Origin of the sequence: Streptomyces sp. NRRL S-337, from assembly GCF_000720175.1 — a bacterium.
GTDB classification, from domain to species: Bacteria; Actinomycetota; Actinomycetes; order Streptomycetales; family Streptomycetaceae; genus Streptomyces; species Streptomyces siderophoricus.
This window is the reverse complement of record NZ_JOIX01000077.1, coordinates 1-25152: the sequence shown is the minus strand read 5'-3', so window position 1 is coordinate 25152 and position 25152 is coordinate 1. Positions and strand designations below refer to the sequence as shown.

The following is a 25152-nucleotide window of genomic DNA, read 5'->3' as shown; positions in this document are numbered from 1 at the left end:
GCCCCGGGAAGCCGCGTCCCATACGCGCCCCGCCCGCCGTCCCCGAACAGCCGCGCCCTCTACCCGTCCCGCCCCACACCGCCCGTTCCAGGACAGCCACACCCGCCTACCCGTTCCGTGGTCCCCGCCCCCGCCCCTGCCCCCGCTCCCGCTCCCGCGTCCACTCCCGACCCGCCGCTCCCAAGCCATACACCCGGCGGGCGTTCTCCGCGGCGAGCATGGCGCCGACGCGGTGGGCGTCGTCCGCCGACCATGCGCCGCTCGCCGTCCAGGCGCCGAGCACCTCCGCCAGTGCGGTGCGGAACAGTGCGCTGCCCACGACGTAGAGCTCCGGCAGGCCGTGGGCGTCGGTGGAGAAGAGCAGTTTGCCGAAGGGGGCGAGTTCGAGGAACTCGGCGAGGACGGTGGTGGCGCGGGGACCGGTGTGGCTGAGGGTGAGTCCGACGTCGGCGTAGACGTGGGGGAAGACGCTCGCCAGGTAGGCGGCCTGCCGGTGGTACGGGTAGCAGTGCAGGAGGACGAGGTCCGTGCCGGTGCCGGCGGTGGCGCGGACGAGGTCGGTGAGGAGGGCCGGGTCGGCGTGGTCGATCCGGAGGTCGGGGTCGCCGAAGCCGGTGTGGATCTGGAGCGGGCGGCCGGTGGCGACGGCCAGGGCGATGAGGTGGCGGAGCAGGACCGGGTCGGTGAGGCGGCCGGCGCCGGCGGCCAGCCAGGTGCGGGCGGCGGTGTGTACGGCGCCGGCGCTGGGCGGTTCGGGGGCGAGTGCGAGTCCGTGGCGGTAGGCGGCGACGGTCTTGAAGGCGACGGCGGTGCGGGCGGCCTCCTGGACGGCGCGGGTCAGGGCGTCGGTGAACTCCTCGGCGTCGGCGCCCCCGCCACTGCCACCGCCCCCGCCAACGCCCCCGTCGGCAACCGCGGCGGCGGTGCGTTCGGCGAGGGTTTCCAGCCGTACGACCTCGTGGCCGGTGCCGCCGCCGGCCGCGGCCGTCTCGTCCGGGCCGGTCAGGTCGCCGGGCAGTCCGGTGTCGACGAGGTAGGCGCCGATGCCGGTGGCGCCGAGCAGCCGCCGGTGGGTTTCGTCGGGGCCCAGCTCGCGGCGGCGGGCGAGGTAGCGCTCGGGCGGGCAGTGTGCGGGCAGGTCGAGCAGCGGCGGGCACCAGCGGCGGACCGCGAACCCGGTCTGGGTGTCGAAGTGGGTGGTGCCCGCCGCGGGCGGCCGGTCCGATTCGGTGAGGTACGAGGCGAACGTCGCCGCGTCGGACTCGTGGCGCAGCACGCCGTGGCAGTGGTGGTCCACCAGCGGCGGCAGGCCGTCGTCGAAGCGGGGGCCGCTTTCCCGGGCGTCGGCGGGCATCACCAGCGCCAGCGGGTGGCGGCGGTGATCTCCTCGTCGGTGCTCTCGGCGAACAGCGCTTCCTCGGCGCGCCGGACGGCGAGGACGGCGCCGTGCAGGACCTTGCCCAGGGCCTCGTAGAGCGGTGCGGACTTCTCCAGCCGGTCGGTGGCCTCGGTGAGGGTGGCGGGGAGCCGGACGATGCCGCGCCGGGCGCGTTCGCGGACGCCGAGGACGCCGGGGTCGCCGCTCTGCGGTTCCGGGAGGGTGGCCCGGGCGTCGATGCCGTGCAGTCCGGCGGCGATCACCGCGCCGACCGCGAGGTAGGGGTTGGCGGCGGCGTCGAAGGTCTTGACCTCGGCGTGGCCGCCATCGGGGTCGTCGGGCGCGCCCGTGATGAGCCGCAGGGCGGCCTCGCGGTTCTCGACGCCCCAGCACTGGTAGACGCCGGCCCAGCGGGAGGGTTGGAGCCGGAGGTAGCTGGCGGGGGACGGGCAGCCGAGGGCGAGCAGGGCGGGGAGGGTGCCGAGGATGCCGGCGAGGAAGGCGTCGGCGTCCGGGGCGAGGCCGTGTGCGGCGTCGGGGGTGCGGTGCAGACTGCGGCCGTCGCGGTAGAGGCCGAGGTGGAGGTGGCAGCCGTTGCCGACCTGGCCGGCGACGAACGCGGGGGCGAAGGAGGCGCGCAGGCCGTGCCGGGCGGAGACCGCGCGGATGGTCTCGCGGACCAGGACGACGTCGTCGGCGGCGCGCACCGGGTCGCCGGGGGCGGTGGTGAGCTCGAACTGGCCGGGTGCGTATTCGGGGTGGAGCTGGAGGACGTCGATGTCCTGGACGGTCAGGGCCTCGGTGACGTCGCGGAGGTAGTCGGAGAGTTCGACGACGCGGGTCATGCCGTAGGCGGGGCCGGCGCAGGGGTAGTCGAGGGGGGCGGAGGTGTCGGTGGTGCCGGGGTGGTGGCTTTCGGGGGCGCGGGTGACCACCCATTCGGTTTCGAAGCCCATCCGCAGGTCGAGGCCGGCGGCGGTGGCGCGTTCGGTCATCCGCCGGGCGAACTGCCGCTGGCAGGCCGGGTGCGGCCGGCCGAGCTGGTCGTAGCGGTCGGCCGGGGCCCAGGCCCAGCCGGGCTGGGCGGCGAGGACGGTGACGCGGTCCAGGTCGGGGAAGAGCCGCAGGTCGCCGTCGGGTCCGCCGAGGTGGTCGGATTCGGTGATGGTGTCGTCGGAGGTGAAGACGTCGAAGACCGGTGACATGCCGACGCCGCGGGCGGCGGTGTCCGCGAGCCGTTGCGCCGGTACGGTCTTGACGCGTGCGATGCCCGCGTTGTCCACCCAGGTCAGCGCGATGTTGCGGACGCCTTCGGCCTCCAGGCGTGCCGTCAACTGCCGGGCTTCCTCGCGCTGTTCCCCAGCCCGCGATGTCATAGAGCCGTCCTCACTCGACCGTGCCGATCGCTCGGCGACCGTTCCCCCGTCGGTTGCCGGGGCGGCCGGACGCCCCCCAGCCAGCGCTGGGAGGGACCCCCGTCCCGGTCAGGGGCAGTTGAACTCGCACCATACGCACTTTCCGCCGCCGCGCGGTTCCACACCCCAGACATCGGCCAGCCGGTCCACGAGGAGCAGGCCGCGGCCGGAGACGCCGGCCTCGCCCGGTTCGCGGCGTCGTGGCAGGCTGCTGGACCGGTCCTCGACCTCCAGGCGCAGCCGGCGTCCGACGCTGTGCGGCATCCGGATGTTGACCACGGCCTCGCCGTCGGTGTGCAGCAGTGCGTTGGTGATCAGTTCGTCGGCGACCAGCTCGATCTCCTCGGCGCGTTCGGCTGCTCCCCAGGCGCGGACCGCGGCCCGGATCATGTGCCGGGCGGCGGACAGGCCGTCGGGGTCGGCGGGGGCGATGTGCTGCCGGAACCGTCCGACGGTGTCGTGTTCGGGGGCGCCCAGCCGGCGGAGCAGGAGCAGCGCCATGTCGTCCTCGTTGGTGCGTTCGCCGGCGGATTCGCAGAGGTGGTCGGCGAGTTGCTGGACGTCCTGGGGGCCGTCGCGGATCTCCCGGGCGAGGTGGTGCATGCCGTCGTCGAGGTCGGTGCCGGGCTGTTCGACGATGCCGTCGGTGCACAGGACGAGGGTGTCGCCGGCGGCGAGCTGGACGGTGGTGACGGGGTAGTCCAGGCGCCGGAATTCGGAGGAGATGCCGAGCGGCAGTCCGCCGGCCACCGGCAGCCGGCGGCAGATGCCCTCGGCGTGCCGCAGCAGGGGGTCGATGTGGCCGGCGCGGACGATCCTGGCGGCGCCGGTGCTCAGGTCGGCGTCGACGTAGGTGCAGGTGGCGAAGCGATCGGTGTCGAGTTCGTTGAGGAAGGCGGAGGCGCGGCCCATGACGGTGGCGGGGGTGTGTCCTTCGGCGGCGTAGGCACGCAGGACGATCCGCAGCTGGCCCATGAGGGCGGCGGCGTGGGTGTCGTGGCCCTGGACGTCGCCGATGACGGCGGCGACCCGGCCGTTGGGCAGCGGGATCACGTCGTACCAGTCGCCGCCGATGTCGCGGCCCATCCGGGCGGAGCGGTAGCGGACGGCGATCTGGGCGTCGGGTACGCCGGGGATCCGGCGCGGCAGCATGGCCTGCTGGAGGCTGGCGGCGAGGTCGTGTTCCTGGTCGTAGAGCATGGCGCGGGCCAGGCTCTGCGCGATGCTGCTGCCGAGGGCGACCAGGACGTTGCGTTCCTGGTCGCGGAAGTCGCTCTCGCGCTCGAAGAACAGGCCGATGACGCCGATGGGGCGGCCCTGGGCGATCAGCGGGAGGTAGGCGGCGGAGTTGACGTTGAGGGGTTCGATGGCGGGCCAGAGCCGGGGGTAGGTGCGTTTGAACTCGTCGCGGCTGCGGACGTAGCGCGGGTTGAGGGTGCGCACGACCTGGCTCATCGGGAATTCGTCGCCGATCCGGGTGTATTCGAGGTCGGGGACGAAGCTGCCGGCCTTGCCCTCGGAGACCAGCCGGATCCGGCCGGCTTCGACGAGGCCGAGGATGATGTTCTCCGCGCCGAGCCGGCTGAGTCCTTCTTCGCCGGCGAGGACGGCGATGACCTCGCCGACGGTCCGGGCGTGGGCCAGGGCGGCGGTGGTGCGTTCGACGACGCTGGTGTGCCGGCGGCGCTCCTCGTCGACGGCGAGCCGCTCGGCCGCATGGGTGTATTCGTGGCTGGCATCGCGGACCACGCCGATGATGCGGCGGGGGCGGCCGGTGTCGTCCCGGCGGATGCTGCCCTGGCTGTGGGTCCAGCGCAGTTCGCCGTTGCGGAGGCGGACCCGGAAGTAGGCGCCGTAGGAGTCGCTGCCGTCCTTGAGCGCGCGGGCGACCAGGGCGTCCAGGCGGGCGGCCTCGTGGCCGGGGACGCGGGCGTTGAGCGTCTCCGGGCGGTCGTCGTACTCGGACGGGCGCATGTCGAAGACCTCAAGGGCGGGCGGGTCCATGTGCATCAGCCCGCTGTCGAGGTCCCAGTCGAAGCCGCCCATGCCGTTGAGGGCCAGGGTCAGGTCCGGGTGGGCGGGCCAGTCGTCCGGCACCGACACGGTGGGGCGCTTCGCTCCCCGGTCAGCCATGTCGTCACTTTGCCACATTCACCCGGTTCACGGCGCGTCCAGCCCTTTTTCCCGTCCGCGGCCGGCATCATCCGCCCCACCACTGACTATTGCATCAGCCACCTCATCACTCCGTCCGCCAAAGCCGCTGTGAGCTGCGTCTTTTTGCGCCACACCGCCTCCTGGCCGTTGTGATGTTCTCAACACGCCTGTTACGGTCCCGGACCATGGACGACGCCCGTGGGGGCCCGGCCCCCGAGAACGCCGCGGACCGGATCACCGATGCCGCCGGCGCGGTCACCGACCGTGTCCGGGAGGTGATCGGCCGGCTCGGCGTCAGCCACCGGGAGTTCGCCCGCCGGATCGTGATGGACCCGTCGAAGCTGTCCCGGTCGCTGGGCGGCACCCGGCGCTTCACGCTCGCCGAGATCGTGCGGATCGCCGACCTCGGCGGGGTCGACACCGGATGGCTGCTCGGCGCGCCGGAGCGGCCCGCCCCGGCGGCGGAGCGGGCGCCGGCGGCCGTACCCGAGGGCGGCCGGCCGCTGCAGATCGTCCGGGAGACCGTCCGGCTGATCGCCGAGCACGGCTTCCACGGCGTACGGGTCGCCGACATCGCCGCCGCCTGCGGCACCAGCCCGGCCGCCGTGCACTACCACTTCCCGGGCCGTGACGAGCTGCTGGAGGCGGCCGTGCGGTGGTGCATGGACGAGGACACCGGGCGCCGGGCCGCGGGCCTGGCGGCGGCCCCGGACGCCCGCGCGGAGCTGTTGCACCTGATCGCGCTGCAGACCCCGCGCACCGAGCAGCAGCGCCGCCAGTGGCTGGTCCGGCTCGACCTGTGGGCGCAGGCGGCCCGCTCCACCGCCGTGGGGCGGCTGCACGAGCACTACTACCGGCAGTGGCGCACCACCGTCGCCGACGTGCTGCGGCGCGGCGTCGCGCAGGGCGTCTTCCGTCCGGTCGATCCGGAGTTCACCGCGCTGCGGCTGACCGCGCTGATCGACGGTCTGGCCACCCAGGTGCTGGCCACCGCACCGGACAGCACCGGCCCGGACACCATGCACGCCGCTCTCCTGGCCTTCGTGGAGAGCGAACTGGCCCTCCCCCAAGGCCCCGGCCGCCTTGGGCACCCGAAGGGATCCCCGTGAACGACGAGTCATCCTCACCTGTGCGCTGACCGGCGCCGGTGACACCGTCCGCCGCTCCCCGCCTGTCCCCGTGACGCCCGACCAGATCGCCGCGTCGGCCGTCGAGGCGGCCGCCGCGGGCGCCGCGGTGGTGCACATCCACGTCCGCGACCCCGGGAGCGGCGACCCGTCCCGCGATCCGCGGCTGTACGCCGAGGTCGTCGACCGCATCAAGCAGACCGGTACCGACGTCGTCATCAACCTCACCGCCGGTATGGGCGGCGACCTGGTGCTCGACCCGGACGAGCCGAGCGGAAACTGCGCCGCCTGGTGACCGCCGCCTGGCCCGCGCTGGAGCAGATAGGTCTGGCGGCGGGCGCCTCCCCGGACCGGCTGACCGTCGCCGCCACCCTCGACGAGGCCGTCGCGGACGCCGACTTCGTACAGGAAAGCGCCCCGGAGAAGCTGGAGTTGAAGCGTTCGCTGCTCGCGCGGCTGGCCGCGGCGACCCGGCCCGGGGTGGTGATCGCGTCCTCGACGTCCGGCTACCCGATGACCGACATGCAGACAGAGGCGGCCGGCCCGGACGACGCCGGCCGCATGGTCGTGGGCCACCCCTTCAACCCGCCCTATCTCATCCCGCTGGTCGAGGTCGTCGGCGGCGAGCGGACCGACCGGGCCGCCGTCGAGTGGGCCGCCCGCTTCTACGGCCTCGCCGGCAAGTCCGTCCTCACCATGGACCGTGAACTTCCGGGCTTCATCGCCAACCGCCTGCAGGAGGCGCATGGGCCATCCCGCCCTCGCCGCCGGCCTGCGCGGCGGCCGCGGGCGGGCGGACGTACGCGGACCTGGTGGCCGAACGCGACCAGGGCGTCATCGACGTACTGCGGGCCACCGGCCGGCTGGGCGGCCCCCGTTGACCGCGCCGCTCCTCTTCCGGCAGACCGTCCGGGACGACTGGATCGACTACAACGGCCACCTCAGCGAGGCGTACTACGTCCTTGTCTTCGGTTTCGCCACGGACGCCCTGAGGGACGCGGCCGGTCTCGACGCGGCCTACCGGGAGCGCACCGGCGGCTCCCTGTACACGGTCGAGGCCCATGTGCGCTGCCTGCGGGAGGTCGCCCACGGCAGTGAACTCACCGCCGCCCGGCCGTGTTGGGCGTGGACGGCAGGAAACTGCGGCTGCTGCACTAGATGTTCGTGGGCGCGCCGGCCGGCGAGCCGGTGACGACGGAGGAGCTGTTCCTGCTGCACGTCGACCGGTCCGGCGGGCGGGCGGCACCGCTGCCCGCCCCGGCCCGCGAGTGGCTGGCCGCACTCGTCGCGCCGGCGCCGGAGTGGGCGGGGCGCGGGATCCGGGAGGTGTAGCGGCGCGCGCCGGGAGACGGCCGCGCGGCCCCGGTGCGATCCTGGACGGTACGGGAGCCCGCGCCGTGCGGGCGCCCCGTACCACCTCCCGTGCAGGTCCCTACGAAGGAGAGCCGGTCATGAGCGTTACCCGCGGCCACCGCATCGACGTCACCCAGGGCACCGACCACGTCCGCGTGGAGATCGCCGGCCGGCTGGTCGCCGAGAGCCACCGGCCCCTGCTGCTCTCCGAGACGGGCTGTCCGGTGCGGTACTACCTCCCGCCCGAGGACGTCCGGATGGACCTGCTCACCCCGTCCGGGACGCACACGGTCTGCCCCTTCAAGGGCACCGCCTCCTACTGGTCGCTGGCCGACGGCCCCGAGGACGTCGCCTGGGCCTACCCGGAGCCGCACGCCGAGGTGGCACAGATCAAGGACCATCTGTGCTTCTACGAGGCCGAGGCGGTCTGACGCCCGCGGGCCGTACCCCGCCATGACGCGCCGGGCCCGCCCGGCGCACAATCGAAGCGTGAACGACACCCATGACGATGGCGGCGACCCTGCGTGCTGGCTGGACCGGGTGTGCGACGCCTGCGGCCGGATCCGTGAACGGCCCGGCAGTGACGTGTGCGAGCACTGCGGCGCCGGTCCCGACGGGCCCGAGGAGGAAAGCCGGACGGATCCGCCCGCCGTCTCCGGGGCCGGGGCCCGGCGCCGGGACCGGGACGAGGAAGGCCGGGCCCGGAACGCCCGGCCGCGGGACGGTCTGGGCCGGCCGCTGCCGTACGGCGCGCCGGGCATCGCCCGCCAGCCCGAGGGGGTGGCGCGGACGCCCGCGGAGACCCTGACCGAGGCGCAGCGGCTGCTGGACGCCGGGATGCCGTTCCACGCCCACGAGGTCCTGGAGGACGCGTGGAAGGCCGCGCCGGAGGCGGAGCGCGAGCTGTGGCGTGGGCTCGCCCAGCTCGCGGTGGGCCTCACCCATGCGGCGCGCGGCAACGCCGTGGGCGGTACCGCCCTGCTCGACCGGGGAGCGGCGGCCCTCACGCCGTACGCGGCGGCCGCCCCCCACGGGATCGACGTCGCGGGGCTGCTGGCCTGGGCGGCCGAGCTGACCGGCCGGCTGGCCGAGGGGCCGGCCGCCGGGGACGGGGTGGCCGGTCCGGGGGCCGTGCCGGCGGCGGAGACCGCGCCCCGGCTGCGGGCCTGCTGAGGGCAGGTCGGGGCCTAGAGCCCGGCTACCCTGCCCCTCCGCCCTCCCGGCCTCCGCCGGGGACCGGCCTCCGCCGCCACCGGGCGAGCAGGGTGCCCAGTCCGGTCGTCGCGATGCCGGCGCCACCCGCCCCGAGGACGGGGGCGAAGGAGGCGGGGGAGGCGTCGCGGCTTTCGGGGCCGGTGGCGCGGGCGGCCACCGGGCGGAGCGGGGCGGTGCCGTGAGAGGCGGCGCGGACGGCGTGCAGGGTGCCCACCGGGTGGCTGCTGCCCTCCGTGCGGAAGCCCCAGTCCAGCAGCGAACCGGCTTCCTTGTAGACGCCGTTGGCCACCTGGTCCTGCGGGTTGAGGACGGTGACGAGCAGGGTGCGGCCGTTCCGGCGGGCGGCGGCGATCAGGGTGTTGCCGGCCTTGCTGGTGTAGCCGTTCTTGACGCCGATGATGCCCGGGTAACGGGCCACGCCGTGCGAGCCGGACAGCAGGCGGTTGGTGTTCTCGATCGGGACGGCGCCGCCGGTGCCGGGGAACGTGGCGCGGGCGGTGCCGCAGTAGCGGGCGAAGTCGTCGTTGGCCAGCCCGGCGCGGGCGAAGACGGTCAGGTCGTATGCGGAGGACACCTGGCCGGGCGCGTCGTAGCCGTCGGGGGACTTGACGGTGGTGTCGTGCGCGCCGAGTCTCCGGGCGGTCTGCTGCATCTCGCGGGCGGTGGCCTGCCAGCCGCCGTTCATCGCGGCCAGGACGTGCACCGCGTCGTTGCCGGAGCGCAGGAAGACACCGCGCCACAGGTCGGCCACGGTGTAGCGGCGGCCCTGCTGGATGCCGACGACGCTGCTGCCGGCGCCGACGCCGGCGAGGTCGGTGGAGCTGACCTGGCGGACCGTGCTCGACCGGAACTTCGGCAGGACGGTGACCGCGAAGAGCGTCTTGAGGGTGCTGGCCGGGGCGAGTTTGCGGTGCGGGTCCTTGGCGGCCAGTACGGCGCCGGTCTCGGCGTCGGCCACCATCCACGACAGCGCGGACAGCCCGCCGGGCAGCTGCGGTGTGCCGGGGTCGGTGACGGCCCGCACCCCGGTCGCGGCCCCGGCGGGCTGACGGTACGTCGGCCCCTTCGCCGCGGCCGGTATGCAGGTCAGCGCGACACCGGCGGCGGCGAGCAGGGCCAGCGCGGCTGCCTTCTTCGGTACATGTGCGTCACATGCCATGCCGTCACGCTACGGAGCGCGGCGGCGGTGCGCAGCGCAGTTGGGCCAGTCGGGCCATCGCGGCGTGGCGCGGGCCGGGCGGATCGCATCTGCAACAGCTGCAAAGGAAGGCCCGCCCGGTGCGACGGGGGATGCACACCGGGCGGGCTCAAGAACCTTTCTACCGCATCGGCGAACGGTTACGCCTCAAAAACGTGTTCGTTTCTCGATTACCAGGCGACGGGCAGCGAAATCAGGCCACGCGAACGCAGGGCCGGACGGTGCCGCAGATCCCCTCGCGGGACGGCAAGTCGCAGCTCGGGGAAGCGGGCGAGCAGCGCCTCCAGCGCGGTGACGGTCTCCATCCGGGCGAGCGGCGCGCCGAGGCAGTAGTGGATGCCGTGGCCCAGCGCGAGGTGCCCGGAGAGCTCCCGGCCCCGGTCCAGCCGGTCCGGGTCGGGGAAGCGGGCCGGGTCGCGGTTCGCGGACGCGATCGCCAGCAGCACGCTCTCGCCCGCCGGGATGCGTACCCCGCCGATCTCCACGTCCTCCTTCGGGAACCGGCGGATGGCGAGCGGGGACGGTCCGTCGTACCGGAGGAACTCCTCGACGGCGGTCGGCAGTTCGGCCGGATTCCGCTGCAACTCCTGAAGCTGTTCGGGGTGGTCGAGCAGGGCGAGCACGGCGTTGCCGATGAGGTGGACGGTGTTCTCGTATCCGGCGAAGAGGATGAGGAAGGCGAGCGAGGTCAGCTCGTCCTCGGTGAGCCGGTCGCCGCCTCCGGCGCCGCCGCTGCCGTCCGTGTCGTCCCGCACCGCGACGAGGTCGGAGAGCAAATCGTCGCCCGGTTCGGCGCGCTTCGCGGCGATCAGCCCGGTGTAGAACTCCAGCATCGCGCCGATCGCCTGCCGCATCAGCTCCGGCCGGGTCGGGTCCGGGGTGATCAGCGCGTCGGACCAGGCCAGGAAGTCCCGGCGGTCCTGGTGGGGGACGCCGAGCAGATCGCAGATCACGGTGATGGGCAGCGGCCCGGCGTAGTCGGCGATCAGGTCCGCCGGGCCGCCGCGCCGCTCCATCGCGTCCAGCAGTTCCTCCGCGATCCGCCGTACGGGCGCCCGCAGCGCGTCCACCCGGCCGGGGGTGAACGCCTTGCCGACCAGGCGGCGGATGCGGGTGTGGTCCGGCGGGTCCATGTTGAGGAGATTGGCGTCGAGGGCGGGCGGCAGGGCGAAGCCGCGGAAGCCGCCGGGCGCCGCGTGCCGCTTGTCCAGGGACAGCCGCGGGTCGGCGAGGGCCCGGCGGACGTCGTCGTAGCGGGTGACCAGCCAGGCGGGCTGCCCGTCGGCCCCGGTGATCCGGTGCACCGGTCCGGCCTCGCGCAGTGCGGCGTAGGCGGTGTGCGGGTCGTCGAGCAGGGGCGTGACGTCGACGGGCGCGTCGGGGGCGGTCTCGGCGGTGTTCTGCATGGTCCGACTGTAGGGCGCTTGCGGCGGGCCACCTGCTGCCGTGCGCCATCCGACCGCACCGGCGTACCCACGGGCCCCGTTGGGCGAGCGGTGCCGCGCGCGTAAGCGGCACCGCCTGCGCGCGAGCAGGTCAACGGGCAGCGGCACCGGTCCGCACGGACCGGTGCCGCCTCCTTCGTGCCGGGCGGCCCGGACCCCCGTGCCGGGCCACCCCGTCTCTGTGCCGGCCGCGCCGCCTCAGCCGCGCGCCGCCGCGCTGCGCTGCCGGAGCTCGGTCAGCACGGTATCGATCAGCGGTGAGTGGTAGACGTCCGCGACCAGCGCCAAGTGTTCGTACTCCGCGGCGAGTTCGGCCGGTTCGGTGCCGCTCGCGACCACCACGCTGTCGGCGCCGTGAGCCGGGACGTGGCCCACCGCGCGGTTCTCCAGGCCCCGGCGGAGCGCGGCGGCCTCGGCGACGGCGGCCAGCTGCCGGTCGTCGAGGGCGACCGCGCGGGCGCGTTCCCGGGCGACGTCGACCGCGTCGGACTCCACATGGCGGCGGATCCCGCGCTGGACGTCCCGTATCTCCGCCATCTGCCGGTTGGCCCGCCACTCCAGATCGGCGAACGGCCAGCGTACGGACCACGCCGAGGTCTCCATCGTGACCTCGGGGGTCTGCGCGGTGACGGTCCGCCAGAGCGGGGACAGCCGGCGCAGCCGGCGCCAGGCGGCGACCCGGGGCCCGGCGGCCGGCAGCGCGAACCCGGCCAGCACCAGGATCGCGGCGACCGAGGCGCTCAGCGGTGCCACCCCGTTGGAGAGCCAGAGCGCGGGGTGGCCCGTCCAGGAGAGGACGAAGCCGATGACTTTGCAGGCGCAGTAGACCAGGCCGAGCCAGCAGCCGACGGCCAGCACCCGCAGGCCCCGGGCGAGATGCGTACCGCCGAGCCGGGCGGCGTAGCGGGGGCAGAGCGTCCCCAGGCCCGCCAGGCTCGATCCGAAGATGGCCAGATACAGCATCAGGAAGAGCATGACTCCGGGCGAGTCGGTGTAGGCGGTGCTGAAATCGCGGGGGTGCTCGACGGCGTCCGGCCGGCCGACGGCGAACCCGGCGATCGCCACCGCCCACAACACCGCGACTCCCCCGACCGCGATCCGCGCCCTGGCCCGGGCCCGCGCCCTGGCCGCCGGCCCCTCGCCGGCCGTCCAGCGCAGCAGCAGGACCAGCGCACCGGCCGCGAAGACCACCACGGAGGAGTAGAGGAAGACCATGGCGAGGTTGGCCACGCCGGTCAGCCGGTCGAAGGCGCGGTAGAGGCTGGGCGCGGAGAACAGGAAGACCGTCGCGACCCCGCCGGTCATCAGACAGGCCAGCCCGAGGTCGGTGTTGCTGCGGTCGCGGAACCAGGCGACGGACTTGTAGCCGACGATCGCCCAGGCGGCCAGCCCGAACGACAGGTAGATGACGTCAAACACGCGAACCCCCGTCCTCGTCCCCGGCCCGCCCCGCACCGTCCCGGTCATCGACCCCGTCGGCCGTGCCGTCCCCGCCGGCCGCCCGGTCGCGCTCCCGCCGTACGTGCTGCAGCGCGGGCCCGAGCGCCGCCGCGAGCTCGGCGGCCTGTCCCTCCAGCGGGAGTTCGTGTTCCGCGGCCGAGGGCGCGACCCGTTCCATCAGGAGCGTGCCGAGCACCTCGGTCTCCCGCTCGGCGAGGTTGTCGTAGCCGTGGTGCCGGGCGAAGCCCATGGTCAGACCCATCCGCCGCATCGCGGTGGCGACGTCGACCGAGGGCGTCCAGATCTTGAGCGCCTCCTCGGTGACGGCCGGGTCCTGACCGTGCCCCAGCAGGAGGTGACCGAGCTCGTGCAGCACGATGTGCGCCTGATGCCAGGGCGAGGTGCGCAGCTCGTAGAAGACCCAGTAGCCGTCGTCGGTGACGGCCGTCATGCCCGAGACCACCCCGCCCAGGCTCATCGGCACAAGATGCACGGGCCGCTCCACCCGGGCCGCGACGACGTCGCACATCCCGCGCAGATCGGTGACGGCGGGCAGCGCGAGCTCCTTGATGAGCCGCTTGCACCGCCTGCGTATCTGCCCCACTCGCATGCTCGTCCCGTCCTCGTCTCCGGCCTGCCTCCAGGTGGCGAAGAGCCGGCCGCGTTCAACGGTGCCCACCGTGTCACTCACCGCGCCGATCACCACCCTGCTCCGGCGGATCGGCCGGCAGGTTCATCTGCTGCCGGAACTGCGAGATGATCGTGGTCAGGCTGTCCTGCACCTCCGGCGGCAGCCCGACGGAGCGCAGCGCGATGGCCCGCACCCGCTGGTCCCGCATCGCGGCGAGGAACCGGACCTCCTCCTCCACCCGCGCCACCTGCGGCTGGGAGAGGTCCCCGAGGAGGTAACCCACCGGCACCGCGAAGAACTTGGCCAGCGCGCGCAGCAGCTCCGGACTCGGATTCGTCCGTTTCCCGTTGCGCAGCATCGACAGGTACTGCTCGGTGACCCGGACCCCGCCGTACTCCTCCGTCCCGGCGCTGATCTCCTCGGCGACGTAGGCGTTGGTGTACGGGGCGCCGGGCGGATGCATGTTGGCGAAGAGGTGGTTGAGCCGCTCCGCGAGCGTGGCGCCCGCCCCCTTGGACCGGCCTTCGCCCCCCATGGCCATGCCTACCGTCCCCCCGTCGACAGCCCCAACGAACGTCCCAACGGTTGGTTAAGCCGCCGGGCTCGCAGTGCTCATCCTGTCATGCGAAGAACGCGCCGCACCAGTCCCCTTACGGACAGTGAGGACGCTCGGCCTTAACCGGGAGTTGAGTGACGGTTGGACCAACGACGCCCGCACCCGCCACGGACCCCCTTCCCGGGCAACGCAAAAGCCGCCTCCTCCGAAGAGAAGACGGCTTCCGACCTACGAGAAATCGCTGGTCGGGACGACAGGATTTGAACCTGCGACCCCTTGACCCCCAGTCAAGTGCGCTACCAAGCTGCGCCACGTCCCGGTGCCCGTTCCGGCCGGGAGGTCCCGGCTGGCCGTGCACGAGAACAATACCGCATGTCAGAGGGTCGGTGCTGCCACATTGCGGGGGAACGTCGCGGCGGCGGGCCGGACCGGATGAGTACCCGTACTCATGCGCCGGTGTCACCGCGCGGCCACGCTACGCGCATGACTACTCCATCGATTCAGCGGCCGACCACGACGGCCTTCTTCGTGCAGGCCGCGATCTCCTTCGGACTGTCGCTGGCGGCGCTGGTGATCGGGATCCTCAAGCTGCCGGTGGGGCCCTGGGAGCGCGGGTTCCTCGCGCTGGGGCTGATCTTCGTGGTGTCCTCGGCGTTCACGCTGGCCAAGTGTGTGCGCGACCGGCAGGAGGTGGCCGAGGTGACGAACCGGGTGGACAAGGCCCGGATCGACAAGCTCCTCATCGAGCAGGACGTGTTCAAGCCGGGGCAGGTCTGATCGCACTTGACCTCAAGTGGGCTTGAGGTTGCACGCTCGGTGGCATGACGCAGACGACGCACACCGCCACCGCGGACCCGAAGACGACACGGACGGAATTCGCCGAACTCCCCGCGCTGATGAGCCTGATGACGGGGGATGAGAAGCACGGTCCGGCCGCGACCTCGACGCTGGACGCGCTGTGGGTGCTCTACGACCGGGTGCTGCGGGTCTCCCCCGAGCGCGCCACCGACCCCGAGCGCGACCGCTTCCTGCTCTCCAAGGGTCACGGCCCGATGGCCTACTACGCGGTCCTGGCCGCCAAGGGCTTCTTCCCCGTCGACTGGCTGCCGGGCTTCGGCTCGTACGACTCGCCGCTCGGCCACCACCCGGACCGGTTGCTGGTGCCCGGTGCCGAGATCGGCAGCGGATCGCTGGGACACGGGCTGCCGCTGGCCGTCGGCACCGCGCTCGGGCTGCGGGCGCAGGGCCGCCAGGACCCCGCCGTATGGGTGCTGATCGGGGACGCCGAGCTGGACGAGGGCAGCAACCACGAGGCACTGGCCTACGCGGGCGCCGCGGGGCTGGACCGGCTGCACACCCTGGTCATCGACAACTCCTCGGCCACGCACGGCTGGCGCGGCGGGATCGCCGCCCGGTTCGAGACCGCCGGCTGGTCCGTGGCCACCGTGCACGGCCGTGACCACCGGGCCCTGTGCGAGGCGTTCACCGCACCGCACCCGGGCCGTCCGCATGCCGTGGTCGCCCGCGTCGAGCCCAAAAACGCCTGACCGCCCGGTCCCCGCCTCTCCCCACCAGAGCTTCGAGAAAGGCCTTCTGTGATGGACACCATGCGTGAGCGCTTCGCCTCGGTCACCTCGCAACTGCTGGACGACGACCCCCGGCTGGCGGTCGTCCTCGCCGACATCGGCGTGGACGGTTTCGCCGCGGCGGCCGGGCGGCACCCGGACCGGGTGGTGAACGTCGGCATCCGGGAGCAGCTGCTGATCGGCGTGGGCGGCGGGCTGGCGCTCACCGGGCTGCGGCCGATCATGCACACCTTCGCCAGCTTCCTCGTGGAGCGCCCCTTCGAGCAGGTGAAGCTGGACTTCGGCCACCAGGGCGTGGGCGGGGTGCTGGTGAGTGCCGGCGGCTCGTACGACTGGCCGAGCGGGGGCTACACCCATATGTCGCCCGGTGACATCGCGCTGCTCGACACGCTCGACGGCTGGACCGTGCACGTCCCGGGGCACCCGGACGAGGCCGAGACGCTGCTGCGGCAGGCCGCGGCGGCCGGCGACGACAAGGTGTACGTACGGCTGTCGGTGCAGGTCAACCAGGCGCCGCGGGTGGTGGACGGCGCCCGTTTCCAGTGGCTGCGGGAGGGCCGCCGGGGGGTGGTCGTGGCGGTCGGCCCGATGCTGGACAACGTGCTCGCCGCGACCGAGGGCCTGGACGTCGGCGTGCTCTACGCGACGACCGTGCGGCCCTTCGACGGCGAGGGGCTGCGGGCCGCGACCGGGGCCGCGGACGCCTCGGACGTGGTGATCGTGGAGCCGTATCTGGCCGGGACGTCGACCCGGTTCGCCAACGACGCGCTGGCCGACCGGCCGCACCGGGTGCTGGGGCTCGGCGTCGGCCGCCGGGAACTGCGCCGGTACGGACAGCTCGACGAGCACCTGGCGGCGCACGGCCTGGACGTGCGGGGGCTGCGGGAGCGGATCGCGGCATTCCTGCCGGCCGGCTCCTGATCCTCGTTCTCAGATGTGCTTGTCGAGCCAGGCCAGCAGGTCGTCCTGGACCTCGTCGCGGTTGGTCTCGTTGAGGATCTCGTGCCGGGCGTCCGGGTAGGCCTTCCAGGTCAGCTCGCGGGTACCGAGGTAGCGGAAGTCCTCCAGGAGTTCGTGCACCAGGGTCAGGCCCGCGTGGCAGGGGTCCTGGGCGCCGACGGCGATGTGGACGGGCAGCCCGCGGGGGATCCGGGCCAGGTGCGCCGGGTCGTTGATCTTGCGGATGGCGCGCACCCAGTCGCGCGCGAGGCCGGCGCAGAACGGGAATCCGCAGTCCTCGTCGGCGACGTAGGCGTCCACCTCGGCCGGGTCGCGGGAGAGCCATTCGTAGCCGGTGCGGTGCGGGAAGGCGTCGTTGAACGAGCGGAAGGTGCGGGGGATGAAGGACGAGGGCGCGGTCCGGCCGTCCCGGGCGATCTCCTCGTCGAGTTCGGCGGTGGCGGCCTCGATGTCCAGGCCGGGGAGGGTGCGGAAGGTGCCGCTGAGGATGAGGCCGGCGAGGTCGGCGCCGTACTCCTGGGCGTAGTCGCGGGCCAGCATGGAGCCCAGGCTGTGGCCGAGCAGGACCAGCGGGATGCCTGGGTGGGCGGTGGCCGCGTGGTCGCCGAGGGCCTTGAGGTCGGCGACGATCGCGCGCCAGGAGTCCTCGCCGACCACGCCGCGGCCGCCGGTGGACGCGGCGGTGGCGCCGTGGCCGCGGTGGTCGGAGGCGAGGACGCCGTAGCCGTGACCGGTCAGGAAGCGGGCGAAGCGGTCATAGCGCCGGCCGTGTTCCGCGGCGCCGTGCGCGATCTGGACCAGGGCCCGGGGCCGGCCGGACTCCGGCAGCCAGGTGTAGGTGGCGATGCGGGCGCCGTCCGGGGCCTGGTGGAAGTCCTGCTGCATGGCGTCGTCTCCTGACTGCCGGGGCCGGTGGCTGACGAGTCGTCGGCGTCCACTCTCGCGTCCCGGGCGGCGGAGCGCCACGGGGCGCGCGTGGCGGGGTTGGCCGGTCGGGTGCGGGCCGTGACACGATCAGCCGGTTCTTTCCTGGCGCCTGTGCCGCAACTCCCGTTCACAGGAGGATCGTTGGACACCACGGACGGTTTTGAGAACATTTCCGACGCGCCCGCCCCCTCGTCCTTTCGGGCCGCACCCCTCTCCCGCCGCAGGTTTCTGCAGGGCACGGCGTCGGCCGCGGCCACCGCGGGCCTGGCCGGGGTCGCCGTCGGCGCCCCGACCGCCGCGGCCCAGGACGCCGGCGCGTCCGGCGGTGCGCTCTCCTTCACGGCCGCCACCAACGGCGCGGCCTCGCTCGCCCCCGCCGGCGACCGGCTGGTCGCCGAGGTGCAGAACGTCCTGTGGTCGCTGCCCCGGGCCGGCGGCGAGGCGGTGGCGCTGACCCCGCCCGATCTGGAGCCGACCCGTCCGGTGCATTCCCCCGACGGCCGCCGGATCGCGGTCTGCGCCTACCGGGGCGGCAACTTCCACCTGTGGACGCTGGCCACCGACGGCTCGGACCTCCGGCAGCTCACCGACGGGCCCTGGGACGACCGCGGCCCGGCCTGGTCGCCGGACGGGACCCGGATCGCCTTCGCCTCGGAGCGCGGCGGCGACCCGGTGACCGGCAGCCCGTACCGGTTATGGGTGCTGGAGGTGCGGACCGGGCGGCTGACCCGGGTAACCGGGCTGCCCGGCCAGGACGGGCCGCACCAGGACGGCGCCTGGGAGGACTTCGACCCCTGCTGGTCGCCGGACGGCGCGCGGCTCTTCTTCGTCCGGGGGACCGTGTCGGGCACCGCGCTGGTCTCGCGCACGGTGGCCTCGGTGGCCGCCGACGGCAGCGGCGCGGTGCGCACCGAGCACACCGAGACGGCGGCCGCCCAGGTGCTGGCACCGGCGCTCGCCCCCTCCGGCCGGCTGGCGTACCTGCGGACCACGGACTACCCGGGGCCGACCTGTGCGCTGGTGGTCGACGGCCGGGTGGTCGCGGTGGACGGGGACGTGGCGCCGGTGCCGCCGCGCTGGGTCTCCCGGGAGGAGCTGCTGCTGACGGTCGGCGGGCAGTTCCGGATCGTCCGGCCGGACGATCCGCAGCACGCCGAGACCGTGCCGTTCACCGCGCGGCTGCCGCTTTCCCGCCCCGGCTACCGTGTCAAGGACTACGGCTTCGAGCGGACCACCGCCGGGCCGCTGCGCGGGGTGCACCTCCCGGCGCTCTCCCCCGACGGCCGCACGGTGGCCTTCGCCGCGCTCAACTCCCTGTGGCTCGCGCCCACTTCAGGCGGTGGCGCACCGCGCCGGATCGTCCGGGCCGGCACCACCCGGTACGTGTCCGCGCCGAGCTGGTCGCGCGACGGCCGGGCGCTGCTCTATGCGGACGACCGGGACGGGCTGTTCGCGGTGCGCCGGCGGGAGGTCGCCACCGGCGAGGAGACCGTACTGGCCACCGGCGGCCGGGTGCAGCCGGCGCTGTCCCCGGACGGCGGGCGGCTGGCCGCGCTCGACATGTCGGGAAATCTCGTGGTACGGACGCTGGCCGACGGCACGGAGACCGTGCTGGCCGCGCCGATGGGCGCCGGCGGACTGCCGGGCCGCCCCAGCTGGTCGCCGGACGGCCGCTATCTGGCGTACTGCGACCGCAACCGCCTCAACCGCCGCTTCCGCGAGGGCTACAACGTCATCCGGGTCCTGGACACCGGGACCGGCCACGGCCGGGTGTTCGCCCTCGCCGAGCACGTCTCGATCGCCGACCGCTACGACTCGGGGCCGGTGTGGTCGCCCGACGGCCGCTGGATGGCGGTGATCGCCGAGTCCGCGCTCTGGGTGCTGCCGGTGCGGCCCGACGGCACGCCGGACGGCACGCCGCGGCAGCTGACCGACGAGTGCGCCGACCATCCGTCGTGGTCCGGGGACTCCGGCACGCTCCTCTACCTCTCGGCGGGGCGGCTGCGGCTGGTCCCGGTGTCCGGCGGCCCGGCCCGGACCGTTCCGCTGTCCCTCTCCACCGGGCCGGCGCGCGCCCGGGACACCGTTGTGCACGCGGGGACGTTCTGGGACGGCACCGGCGAGACGGTCCGGGAGGACGTCGACGTGGTGGTGCGGGACGGGCGGATCACGGCGGTCCGCCCGCACCGCACCGCCCGGTCCGGTGCCGCGCGGCGGGTGGACGCCTCGGAGCGGACGGTGCTGCCGGGCCTGTGGGACGCGCACACCCACCCCTGGCAGATCACGTACGGCGGCCGGCAGACCGCGCTGCAGCTGGCGTACGGGATCACCACCGCGGTCTCCTTCGGTGGTTTCTCCTACGAACAGGCCCGGCTCCGTGAGGCGGTGGCGGCCGGGGTGCTGGCCGGGCCGCGGCTGCTGACCTGCGGGGAGCTGCTGGACGGCGGCCGGGTGGCGTACAGCATGGGGCGAGCGCACCGCACCCCGGAGGGGCTGCGTCGCTCGCTGGACCGCGGCGCGGCCCTGGACTGGGATTTCGTCAAGACCTACGTACGGGCGCCGGGTTGGGTGATGGCGGAGGCGGCGCGGTTCGCGCACCAGCGGCTCGGGGTGCGGGCCGGCAGCCATCTGCTCACCCCGGGCATCCAGCTCGGCCAGGACCTGACGACGCATCTGCAGGCCACCCAGCGGCTGGAGTTCGGGCACGCGGTGTCCGGCTCCGGGCACGCCTACCAGGACGTCGAGGAGGTCTACACGGGCAGCGACTTCCATCTGATCGCGACCCCGTTCTCCGCGGCGGCGCTGCTCGGCGAGGACCCGGCGCTGGCGGACGACGTGCGGGTCACCCGGCTGATGCCGCCCTGGGACACCGCGGTGGTCCGGGAGAACGCCGGTCACCGGCCGACACCGGCCCAGCTGTCCGACATCGCGATCGAGACCGGGGTCTACCGGCGGGTACTGGACGGCGGTGGGCTGGTCGCGCTGGGCACCGACCAGCCGCTGGTGCCGGTGGGGCTGGGACTGCATCTGGCGCTGCGTGCGCTGCACCGCGGTGGCCTCGGGGTGGCCCGGACGCTGCGCACCGCGACCGCGCTGCCCGCCCGGGTGTTCGGCGCGGAACGCGACCTCGGCACGCTGGAGGTCGGCAAGCTCGGTGACATGACGGTGGTGGACGGCAATCCCTTCGAGGACTTCGACACGCTGGTGCGGACCTCGGCGGTGCTGCGCGGCGGACGGGTCGTCACCCAGCGGGAGTTGACCGAATCCTTCCCGGCGCAGGCCGGACGCGCGCTCCGGTCGGCAGGGACGGACTGGCTGGAGGTGGGCCGTCAGCAGCGCCGGGAGTCCTGCTGCGCACCGGCGCACTGACCTGTCAACGGCCGCCGCACGGTGGGGGTGGCCTGGGGTGGCGCGGCTTTCCGGGGGCCCGGGAAGCCACGCCACCCCCTTCGCCGTCCGGGGGTGGTGCGCCAGCGCTCCGCACTCCAACTCCTCCGGTAATACCAGTCAGTTGATGTTTTGCGTGGGCCGGAGTAGGTATGCCAACGGGTATTGCACCCGGTAAGCGATGGATCACGTTCCGGAACCACCGGTGCAGACGGTGCCGCCGGTGCCGTCCCGAGGCGGGGTGCGACCAGCGCGGGGAAGATCGCGGAGGAGGGCTTGTCTTGCATCGCCACTTCACGGACCAGCGACACGAAGCACTCCGGCTCCGGGTACGGGACTTCGCCGAGAGGGAGGTCCGGCCCCGGATTGCGGAGATGGAAGCGAGCCGTACCGTCTGCCACGACCTCTCGCGCCGGATCGCCCGGCAGGGGTGGATCGGCGTGACCGTACACCGGGCGTACGGCGGCATGGGCGCCGGGCACGTCGCCAAGACCGTCATCATCGAGGAGCTGTCGCGGGTCAGTGCGGCGATGGGCGCCATGGCGCAGGCGTCCCAGCTGGGCGTCGCCAAGATCGTCCACTTCGGCAACGAGGAGCAGAAGAAGACCTGGCTGCCGGCCATCGCGTCGGGCGACTGCCTGCCGACCATCGCCGTGACGGAACCGCACTCGGGCGGTCATGTACTGGGCATGACGTCCACGGCGGTCCGGGACGGCGACGACTACGTCCTCAACGGCCGCAAGATATACGTCGGCAACAGCCACGTCGGGGACCTGCACGGCGTCGTGGTCCGTACCGGCGAGGGCTCCAAGGGCCTGTCCGCGTTCCTCGTCGAGTCCGGCACCCCGGGGTTCCGCCTCGGCCCGCAGCAGCAGGCGATGGGGTTGCACGGCTTCAGCTTCGGCGAGCTGTTCTTCGACAACTGCCGGGTCCCCGCGGCCAATTTGCTGGGACGGGAGGGCGACGGGCTGTCCGTGGCGTACTCCTCCAGCGTGCTGTACGGGCGCCCCAACCTCACCGCCGTCTCCCTGGGCATCCACCAGGCGGTGCTGGACGAGACCACGGCGTTCTGCGCGGAGCGGCAGCGGTACGGCAGACCGCTGGCCGAACTCGGCAACATCCAACTCAAGCTCGGTCGCATCCAGTCGCGGCTGCTGCTCGCCCGGCTCGCCGCGTACCACGCCGTGCACCTGCTGGACCAGGGGCTGCCGTGCGATGCGGAGCTGATGAACGCCAAGCTGGTGAACGTGGAGTCGGCGCTGGAGTCGGCGCGGGACGCGATGGACATCCACGCCGGGTGCGGGCTGTTCACCGACCGGCCGGTCGAGCGCTTCCTGCGGGACGCCCACCACATCTTCGCGCCGGCCGGCACCTCCGACATCCAGCTGCTGCGCCTCAGCGAATTCGCCCTGGGCCGGGCGAAGGGCGAATGGTCCGGCCGGCTCGCCGAGCAGCTGCGGCTGGCGCCTTCGGAGTGGCCGGACGAAGAAGAAGCCGCCGGGGCCGCCGACGCCGCCCGGACCGGCGAGGGCGCGCCGCCCACCGTGCCGGGCCAGCGCACCGGCTCGTCCCGCCCGCGCTCCTGGTTCGCCCGGCCGCGCTGAGCGCGGGTGCCGGACACGGCACCGCGGCCACCGGCGGGACGCCGGGGCCGCGGCACGCAGAAAACCGGGAAAAGGTCAGGGCGCGGGTCGGGGAAAGGTCAGGCCAAGGATCAGGGGCCGGTCAGGGGGTCTCCTGCTGCCGCTGTTCCATCAGGTGGATCTGCTCGACGAGTTCGGCGGCCATCGACTTGATGGTTTCCAGTCCCTCCCGCCCCCAGGGACGCGGTTCCAGATCCACCACACACACGGTGCCCAGCGCCATACCCGTACGGTCGATCAGCGGCGCGCCGAGGTAGGAGCGGATGCCGATCTCGTCGACGACGGGGTTGCCGGCGAACCGCGGGTAATCGCAGACGTCCTCCAGGACCAGGGCCTTGCGGCGGACGATGACGTGCGGGCAGTAGCCGTGGTCACGGTCCATCACCCGGCCCGGCTGGGCGCTGGCGGGCGCCGGGCCCAGTTCCACCGCCTGGTCCTGGGCCGGGGTGTAGAGACCTGCGAAGTACTGCCGGTGCTCGTCGATGAAGTTGACCATCGAATACGGCGCCCGCGTGGTGCGGGCGAGTTTGCGCGCGAAATCGTCGAACGCGGGCAGCGGGGAGTCACCGATCCCGAGGGCGCGCAGCCGGGCCACGCGCGCCGGCGCCTCGTCGTCCTGCGGGGTCAGCAGCAGATGACGGGTCGGGTCGTAGGAGACGTACGGGACGCGGGAGACGGGGTGGTTCATGGCAGCTCCGGGGACGCGGCGAGGACGGGGGTGAGCAGATGCTCGACGAGCGAAACCAGGACATGGGTGGCCGAGCTGCACTGTCGGGCGTCGCAGAGCACGACGGGGGTCTGGGGGGAGAGGTCCATGGCGACGCGGACCTCGTCCGGCTCGTAGTGGAAGGAGCCGTCGAACTCGTTGACCGCGACGATGAACTGGATGCCCCGCCGCTCGAAGAAGTCGACGGCGGCGAAGCACTGGTCCAGGCGCCGGGTGTCGGCAAGGATGACCGCGCCGAGCGCACCGTTGGACAGCTCGTCCCACATGAACCAGAACCGCTGCTGGCCCGGCGTCCCGAAGAGGTACAGCACGTGTTCGGGACCGAGCGTGATCCGCCCGAAGTCCATGGCGACGGTGGTGGTGTTCTTGTCCTCGACGCCCGCCAGATCGTCGGTGCCGACGCTGATCTGGGTGAGCAGCTCTTCCGTGCTGAGCGGCTCGATCTCGCTCACCGCTCCCACGAAGGTGGTCTTGCCGACCCCGAACCCGCCCGCGACCAGGATCTTGAGCGCGGTCGGGAAGATTTCGGTCGCGTGGTCCCCCTGGGCACGGGGGTCACAGTCGTTTGCGAAGTCCATTCAGCACCGCCTCCAGCAGGGCTCGGTCGGTACGGGACGCGGGCCCGGCGGAAACGGCCGCGGGGGCCCGCGCGGTGAGCGCCCCGCAGTCCACGAGGTCGGCGAGGAGCACTTTGGTGACCACGGCGGGCAACCGTATGTGGGCGGCGATCTCGGCGACCGAGACCGGCCCGCCGCACAACCCGAGCACCTGGGCGTAGTCGGGGCCCTGGCACGCGACGGGCTTCTGGCCGGTGGCCATCACCATGGTCAGCAGGTCGAAGTGCGCCGTGGGACGGGTCCGGCCGTTGCTGACGGTGTACGGGCGGACCAGCCGGCCCGCCGCGTCGTCGTACCACGGGTCCCCGCCCTGCCGTTGCCGGCGACGCACGGTCATGGTCAACGACCGCCCGCGGACGCCTGATGGCGCGCGGGGGTGGCCAGGTACGGGCGGACGCTCTTGACCAGCATCGACATCTCGTAGCCGAGCACCGCCACATCGGCCTCGCGGCCGGCGAGCACCGCCAGGCAGGCGCCCGATCCGGCGGTGGAGACGAACAGGAAGCTGGATTCGAGCTCGACGACGACCTGCAGGACGTTGTCGCCGTCGCCGAAGCGGACCCCGGCGCTGCGGGCGAGGGAGTAGAGGCCGGAGGCCAGGGCGGCCATGTGGTCGGCGCTGTCCGGTTCGAAGCCGTGGGCGGCCTTGACCAGGCCGTCCGAGGACAGCAAGAGCGCGCTGCGGGAGTGCGGTACGCGCTGTACCAACCCGGTCAACAGCCAGGAAAGATCGGTCTGCTGGCCTGTCTGCCGCTGCAAATGCGCCTGCGTACGCACATCACTCACCATGGTTGTGGTCGTCTCCTCGGGGGCGCGCCATCGGGGCGTCGTGGTCACGGTCGTGGTGCAGGTCGTTGCCGCCCGGATCGCCGAGGCCGTCTCGCAGGCCCGGGGCGGTGCCGTCGGTGTCGGCGTAGCTGTCCTCGGCGAGGCTGAATCCGCGCCGGAAGGCGGCCATCAGACCGGGGTCGTGCTCGGGTTCGGGGCCGTCGCGGCGGGCGGCGGACGGCAGGATCGGGTCGCCGCGCAGCTCGGGGACGAGATGGGTCTGCTTGCGCCGGCGGGGCAGCCGGGGGCGGGCGCTGTTGTCCACGGGGGCGGGTGCGGGCGGGAGGACCACCGGGCCGGGGGCGGCGGGCCGTTCGGTGGGGCGGTCCTCGACGGCGGGGGCGGCGGTGTGCCGTTCGGCGGCGGTCGCCTCTGAGCGGGGGAGGTCGGGGGTGGGGCCGTCCGCGGCACGCACCAGCCGGCGGCGGGCGGCGGGCGAGTCCGGGTCGGGCGTGGGGGCGGGGATGGTCACGGTCCGGGTGCCCGCGTCGACGGGATCCGGGCGGGTGTGGGGGGCATGCGGCACGTGGGGGGTGTGGGGAGCGTGGGGGGTGTGGGGGGTGTG

At 73.7% G+C, this 25152-nt stretch carries 21 protein-coding genes, 1 tRNA gene and 4 pseudogenes; 11 read left to right on the top strand and 15 right to left on the bottom strand.

Annotated features, from left to right (window positions below):
* Positions 1–106: 106 nt before the first annotated feature.
* The 3 genes from IG62_RS0133990 to IG62_RS0133980 form a co-directional block, all read right to left on the bottom strand.
* Positions 107–1354: an amidohydrolase family protein gene (locus IG62_RS0133990; protein ID WP_051798995.1), complete on the bottom strand. Its 1248-nt coding sequence runs from the start codon at positions 1352–1354 to the stop codon at positions 107–109.
* Positions 1354–2754 (bottom strand): glutamine synthetase family protein, encoded by a 1401-nt coding sequence (locus tag IG62_RS0133985; protein WP_030812501.1) that lies wholly within the window; start codon positions 2752–2754, stop codon positions 1354–1356. Before IG62_RS0133985 ends, IG62_RS0133990 begins: the two co-directional genes overlap by 1 nt.
* A 108-nt stretch (positions 2755–2862) precedes the next feature.
* On the bottom strand, positions 2863–4926 hold the full coding sequence (locus IG62_RS0133980) for a SpoIIE family protein phosphatase (protein WP_030812498.1): 2064 nt from the start codon (positions 4924–4926) through the stop codon (positions 2863–2865).
* A 206-nt stretch (positions 4927–5132) separates the two neighbouring features.
* Between IG62_RS0133980 and IG62_RS0133975 the strand changes: the two genes are divergently transcribed.
* From IG62_RS0133975 to IG62_RS0133955, 6 genes and pseudogenes are all read left to right on the top strand, one after another.
* Positions 5133–6056, top strand: a complete 924-nt coding sequence (locus IG62_RS0133975) for a TetR/AcrR family transcriptional regulator (protein WP_051798993.1) — start codon at positions 5133–5135, stop codon at positions 6054–6056.
* Positions 6031–6345 (top strand): annotated as a pseudogene (locus IG62_RS50325) (3-keto-5-aminohexanoate cleavage protein); the annotation flags it as partial. The gene IG62_RS0133975 and the pseudogene IG62_RS50325, both read left to right, overlap by 26 nt.
* A pseudogene (locus IG62_RS45565) lies at positions 6342–6955 on the top strand (3-hydroxyacyl-CoA dehydrogenase NAD-binding domain-containing protein); the annotation flags it as partial. The pseudogenes IG62_RS50325 and IG62_RS45565, both read left to right, overlap by 4 nt.
* Positions 6952–7406: pseudogene (locus IG62_RS42605) on the top strand (thioesterase family protein). The pseudogenes IG62_RS45565 and IG62_RS42605, both read left to right, overlap by 4 nt.
* Positions 7407–7525: 119 nt before the next feature.
* Positions 7526–7858 (top strand): DUF427 domain-containing protein, encoded by a 333-nt coding sequence (locus tag IG62_RS0133960; protein WP_030812489.1) that lies wholly within the window; start codon positions 7526–7528, stop codon positions 7856–7858.
* Positions 7859–8012: 154 nt separating this feature from the next.
* The gene (locus tag IG62_RS0133955) at positions 8013–8600 is read left to right on the top strand and encodes a DUF309 domain-containing protein (protein WP_037839986.1); all 588 of its coding nucleotides are present in this window, start codon (positions 8013–8015) and stop codon (positions 8598–8600) included.
* A gap of 25 nt (positions 8601–8625) precedes the next feature.
* Here the strand turns inward: IG62_RS0133955 and IG62_RS0133950 are convergent, their stop codons facing one another.
* The 6 genes from IG62_RS0133950 to IG62_RS0133925 form a co-directional block, all read right to left on the bottom strand.
* A complete protein-coding gene (locus IG62_RS0133950) occupies positions 8626–9801 on the bottom strand; it encodes a D-alanyl-D-alanine carboxypeptidase family protein (protein WP_030812483.1) in 1176 nt (391 codons plus the stop codon).
* Positions 9802–10010: 209 nt separating this feature from the next.
* Positions 10011–11246 carry a cytochrome P450 family protein gene (locus IG62_RS0133945; RefSeq protein WP_030812481.1) on the bottom strand — a complete coding sequence of 412 codons (1236 nt, stop codon included), beginning with the start codon at positions 11244–11246 and terminating at the stop codon, positions 10011–10013.
* Between the two features lie 237 nt (positions 11247–11483).
* A complete protein-coding gene (locus tag IG62_RS0133940; protein WP_030812478.1) occupies positions 11484–12704 on the bottom strand; it encodes an MAB_1171c family putative transporter in 1221 nt (406 codons plus the stop codon).
* Entirely contained in the window at positions 12697–13329 is a 633-nt protein-coding gene (locus tag IG62_RS0133935) for a hypothetical protein (RefSeq protein WP_078872420.1), read from the bottom strand. The genes IG62_RS0133940 and IG62_RS0133935 overlap by 8 nt, the downstream gene beginning before the upstream one ends.
* 79 nt (positions 13330–13408) lie before the next feature.
* Positions 13409–13897 (bottom strand): helix-turn-helix domain-containing protein, encoded by a 489-nt coding sequence (locus IG62_RS0133930; RefSeq protein WP_030812472.1) that lies wholly within the window; start codon positions 13895–13897, stop codon positions 13409–13411.
* A gap of 257 nt (positions 13898–14154) precedes the next feature.
* Positions 14155–14231, bottom strand: a tRNA-Pro gene (locus tag IG62_RS0133925).
* Positions 14232–14395: 164 nt separating this feature from the next.
* Here IG62_RS0133925 and IG62_RS0133920 point away from each other — a divergent pair.
* From IG62_RS0133920 to IG62_RS0133910, 3 genes are read left to right on the top strand one after another with little or no spacing between them, the layout of a single operon-like run.
* Positions 14396–14689: a YiaA/YiaB family inner membrane protein gene (locus tag IG62_RS0133920; protein WP_030415232.1), complete on the top strand. Its 294-nt coding sequence runs from the start codon at positions 14396–14398 to the stop codon at positions 14687–14689.
* Between the two features lie 44 nt (positions 14690–14733).
* The gene (locus IG62_RS0133915; protein ID WP_030812469.1) at positions 14734–15459 is read left to right on the top strand and encodes a transketolase; all 726 of its coding nucleotides are present in this window, start codon (positions 14734–14736) and stop codon (positions 15457–15459) included.
* Between the two features lie 51 nt (positions 15460–15510).
* On the top strand, positions 15511–16419 hold the full coding sequence (locus tag IG62_RS0133910; RefSeq protein WP_030812466.1) for a transketolase family protein: 909 nt from the start codon (positions 15511–15513) through the stop codon (positions 16417–16419).
* Positions 16420–16428: 9 nt separating this feature from the next.
* On the opposite strand, the gene IG62_RS0133905 is transcribed toward IG62_RS0133910, so the two are convergent.
* Positions 16429–17343, bottom strand: coding sequence for an alpha/beta fold hydrolase (locus IG62_RS0133905; protein ID WP_030812463.1), 915 nt, complete (start codon positions 17341–17343; stop codon positions 16429–16431).
* Positions 17344–17526: 183 nt separating this feature from the next.
* Between IG62_RS0133905 and IG62_RS0133900 the strand changes: the two genes are divergently transcribed.
* Positions 17527–20754 (top strand): amidohydrolase family protein, encoded by a 3228-nt coding sequence (locus tag IG62_RS0133900; protein WP_030812460.1) that lies wholly within the window; start codon positions 17527–17529, stop codon positions 20752–20754.
* 299 nt (positions 20755–21053) lie between these two features.
* A complete protein-coding gene (locus IG62_RS0133895; RefSeq protein WP_030812457.1) occupies positions 21054–22376 on the top strand; it encodes an acyl-CoA dehydrogenase family protein in 1323 nt (440 codons plus the stop codon).
* Between the two features lie 121 nt (positions 22377–22497).
* On the opposite strand, the gene IG62_RS0133890 is transcribed toward IG62_RS0133895, so the two are convergent.
* The 5 genes and pseudogenes from IG62_RS0133890 to IG62_RS0133870 all read right to left on the bottom strand — a co-directional run.
* The gene (locus tag IG62_RS0133890) at positions 22498–23103 is read right to left on the bottom strand and encodes a GAF domain-containing protein (protein ID WP_030812454.1); all 606 of its coding nucleotides are present in this window, start codon (positions 23101–23103) and stop codon (positions 22498–22500) included.
* Complete coding sequence (locus IG62_RS0133885) at positions 23100–23720, bottom strand: GTP-binding protein (RefSeq protein ID WP_030812451.1); 621 nt, start codon at positions 23718–23720, stop codon at positions 23100–23102. Before IG62_RS0133885 ends, IG62_RS0133890 begins: the two co-directional genes overlap by 4 nt.
* Positions 23698–24096: a DUF742 domain-containing protein gene (locus IG62_RS0133880; protein ID WP_030812450.1), complete on the bottom strand. Its 399-nt coding sequence runs from the start codon at positions 24094–24096 to the stop codon at positions 23698–23700. The genes IG62_RS0133885 and IG62_RS0133880 overlap by 23 nt, the downstream gene beginning before the upstream one ends.
* A gap of 2 nt (positions 24097–24098) precedes the next feature.
* On the bottom strand, positions 24099–24548 hold the full coding sequence (locus tag IG62_RS0133875; protein WP_030812447.1) for a roadblock/LC7 domain-containing protein: 450 nt from the start codon (positions 24546–24548) through the stop codon (positions 24099–24101).
* A pseudogene (locus IG62_RS0133870) lies at positions 24538–25152 on the bottom strand (ATP-binding protein); the annotation flags it as partial. The gene IG62_RS0133875 and the pseudogene IG62_RS0133870, both read right to left, overlap by 11 nt.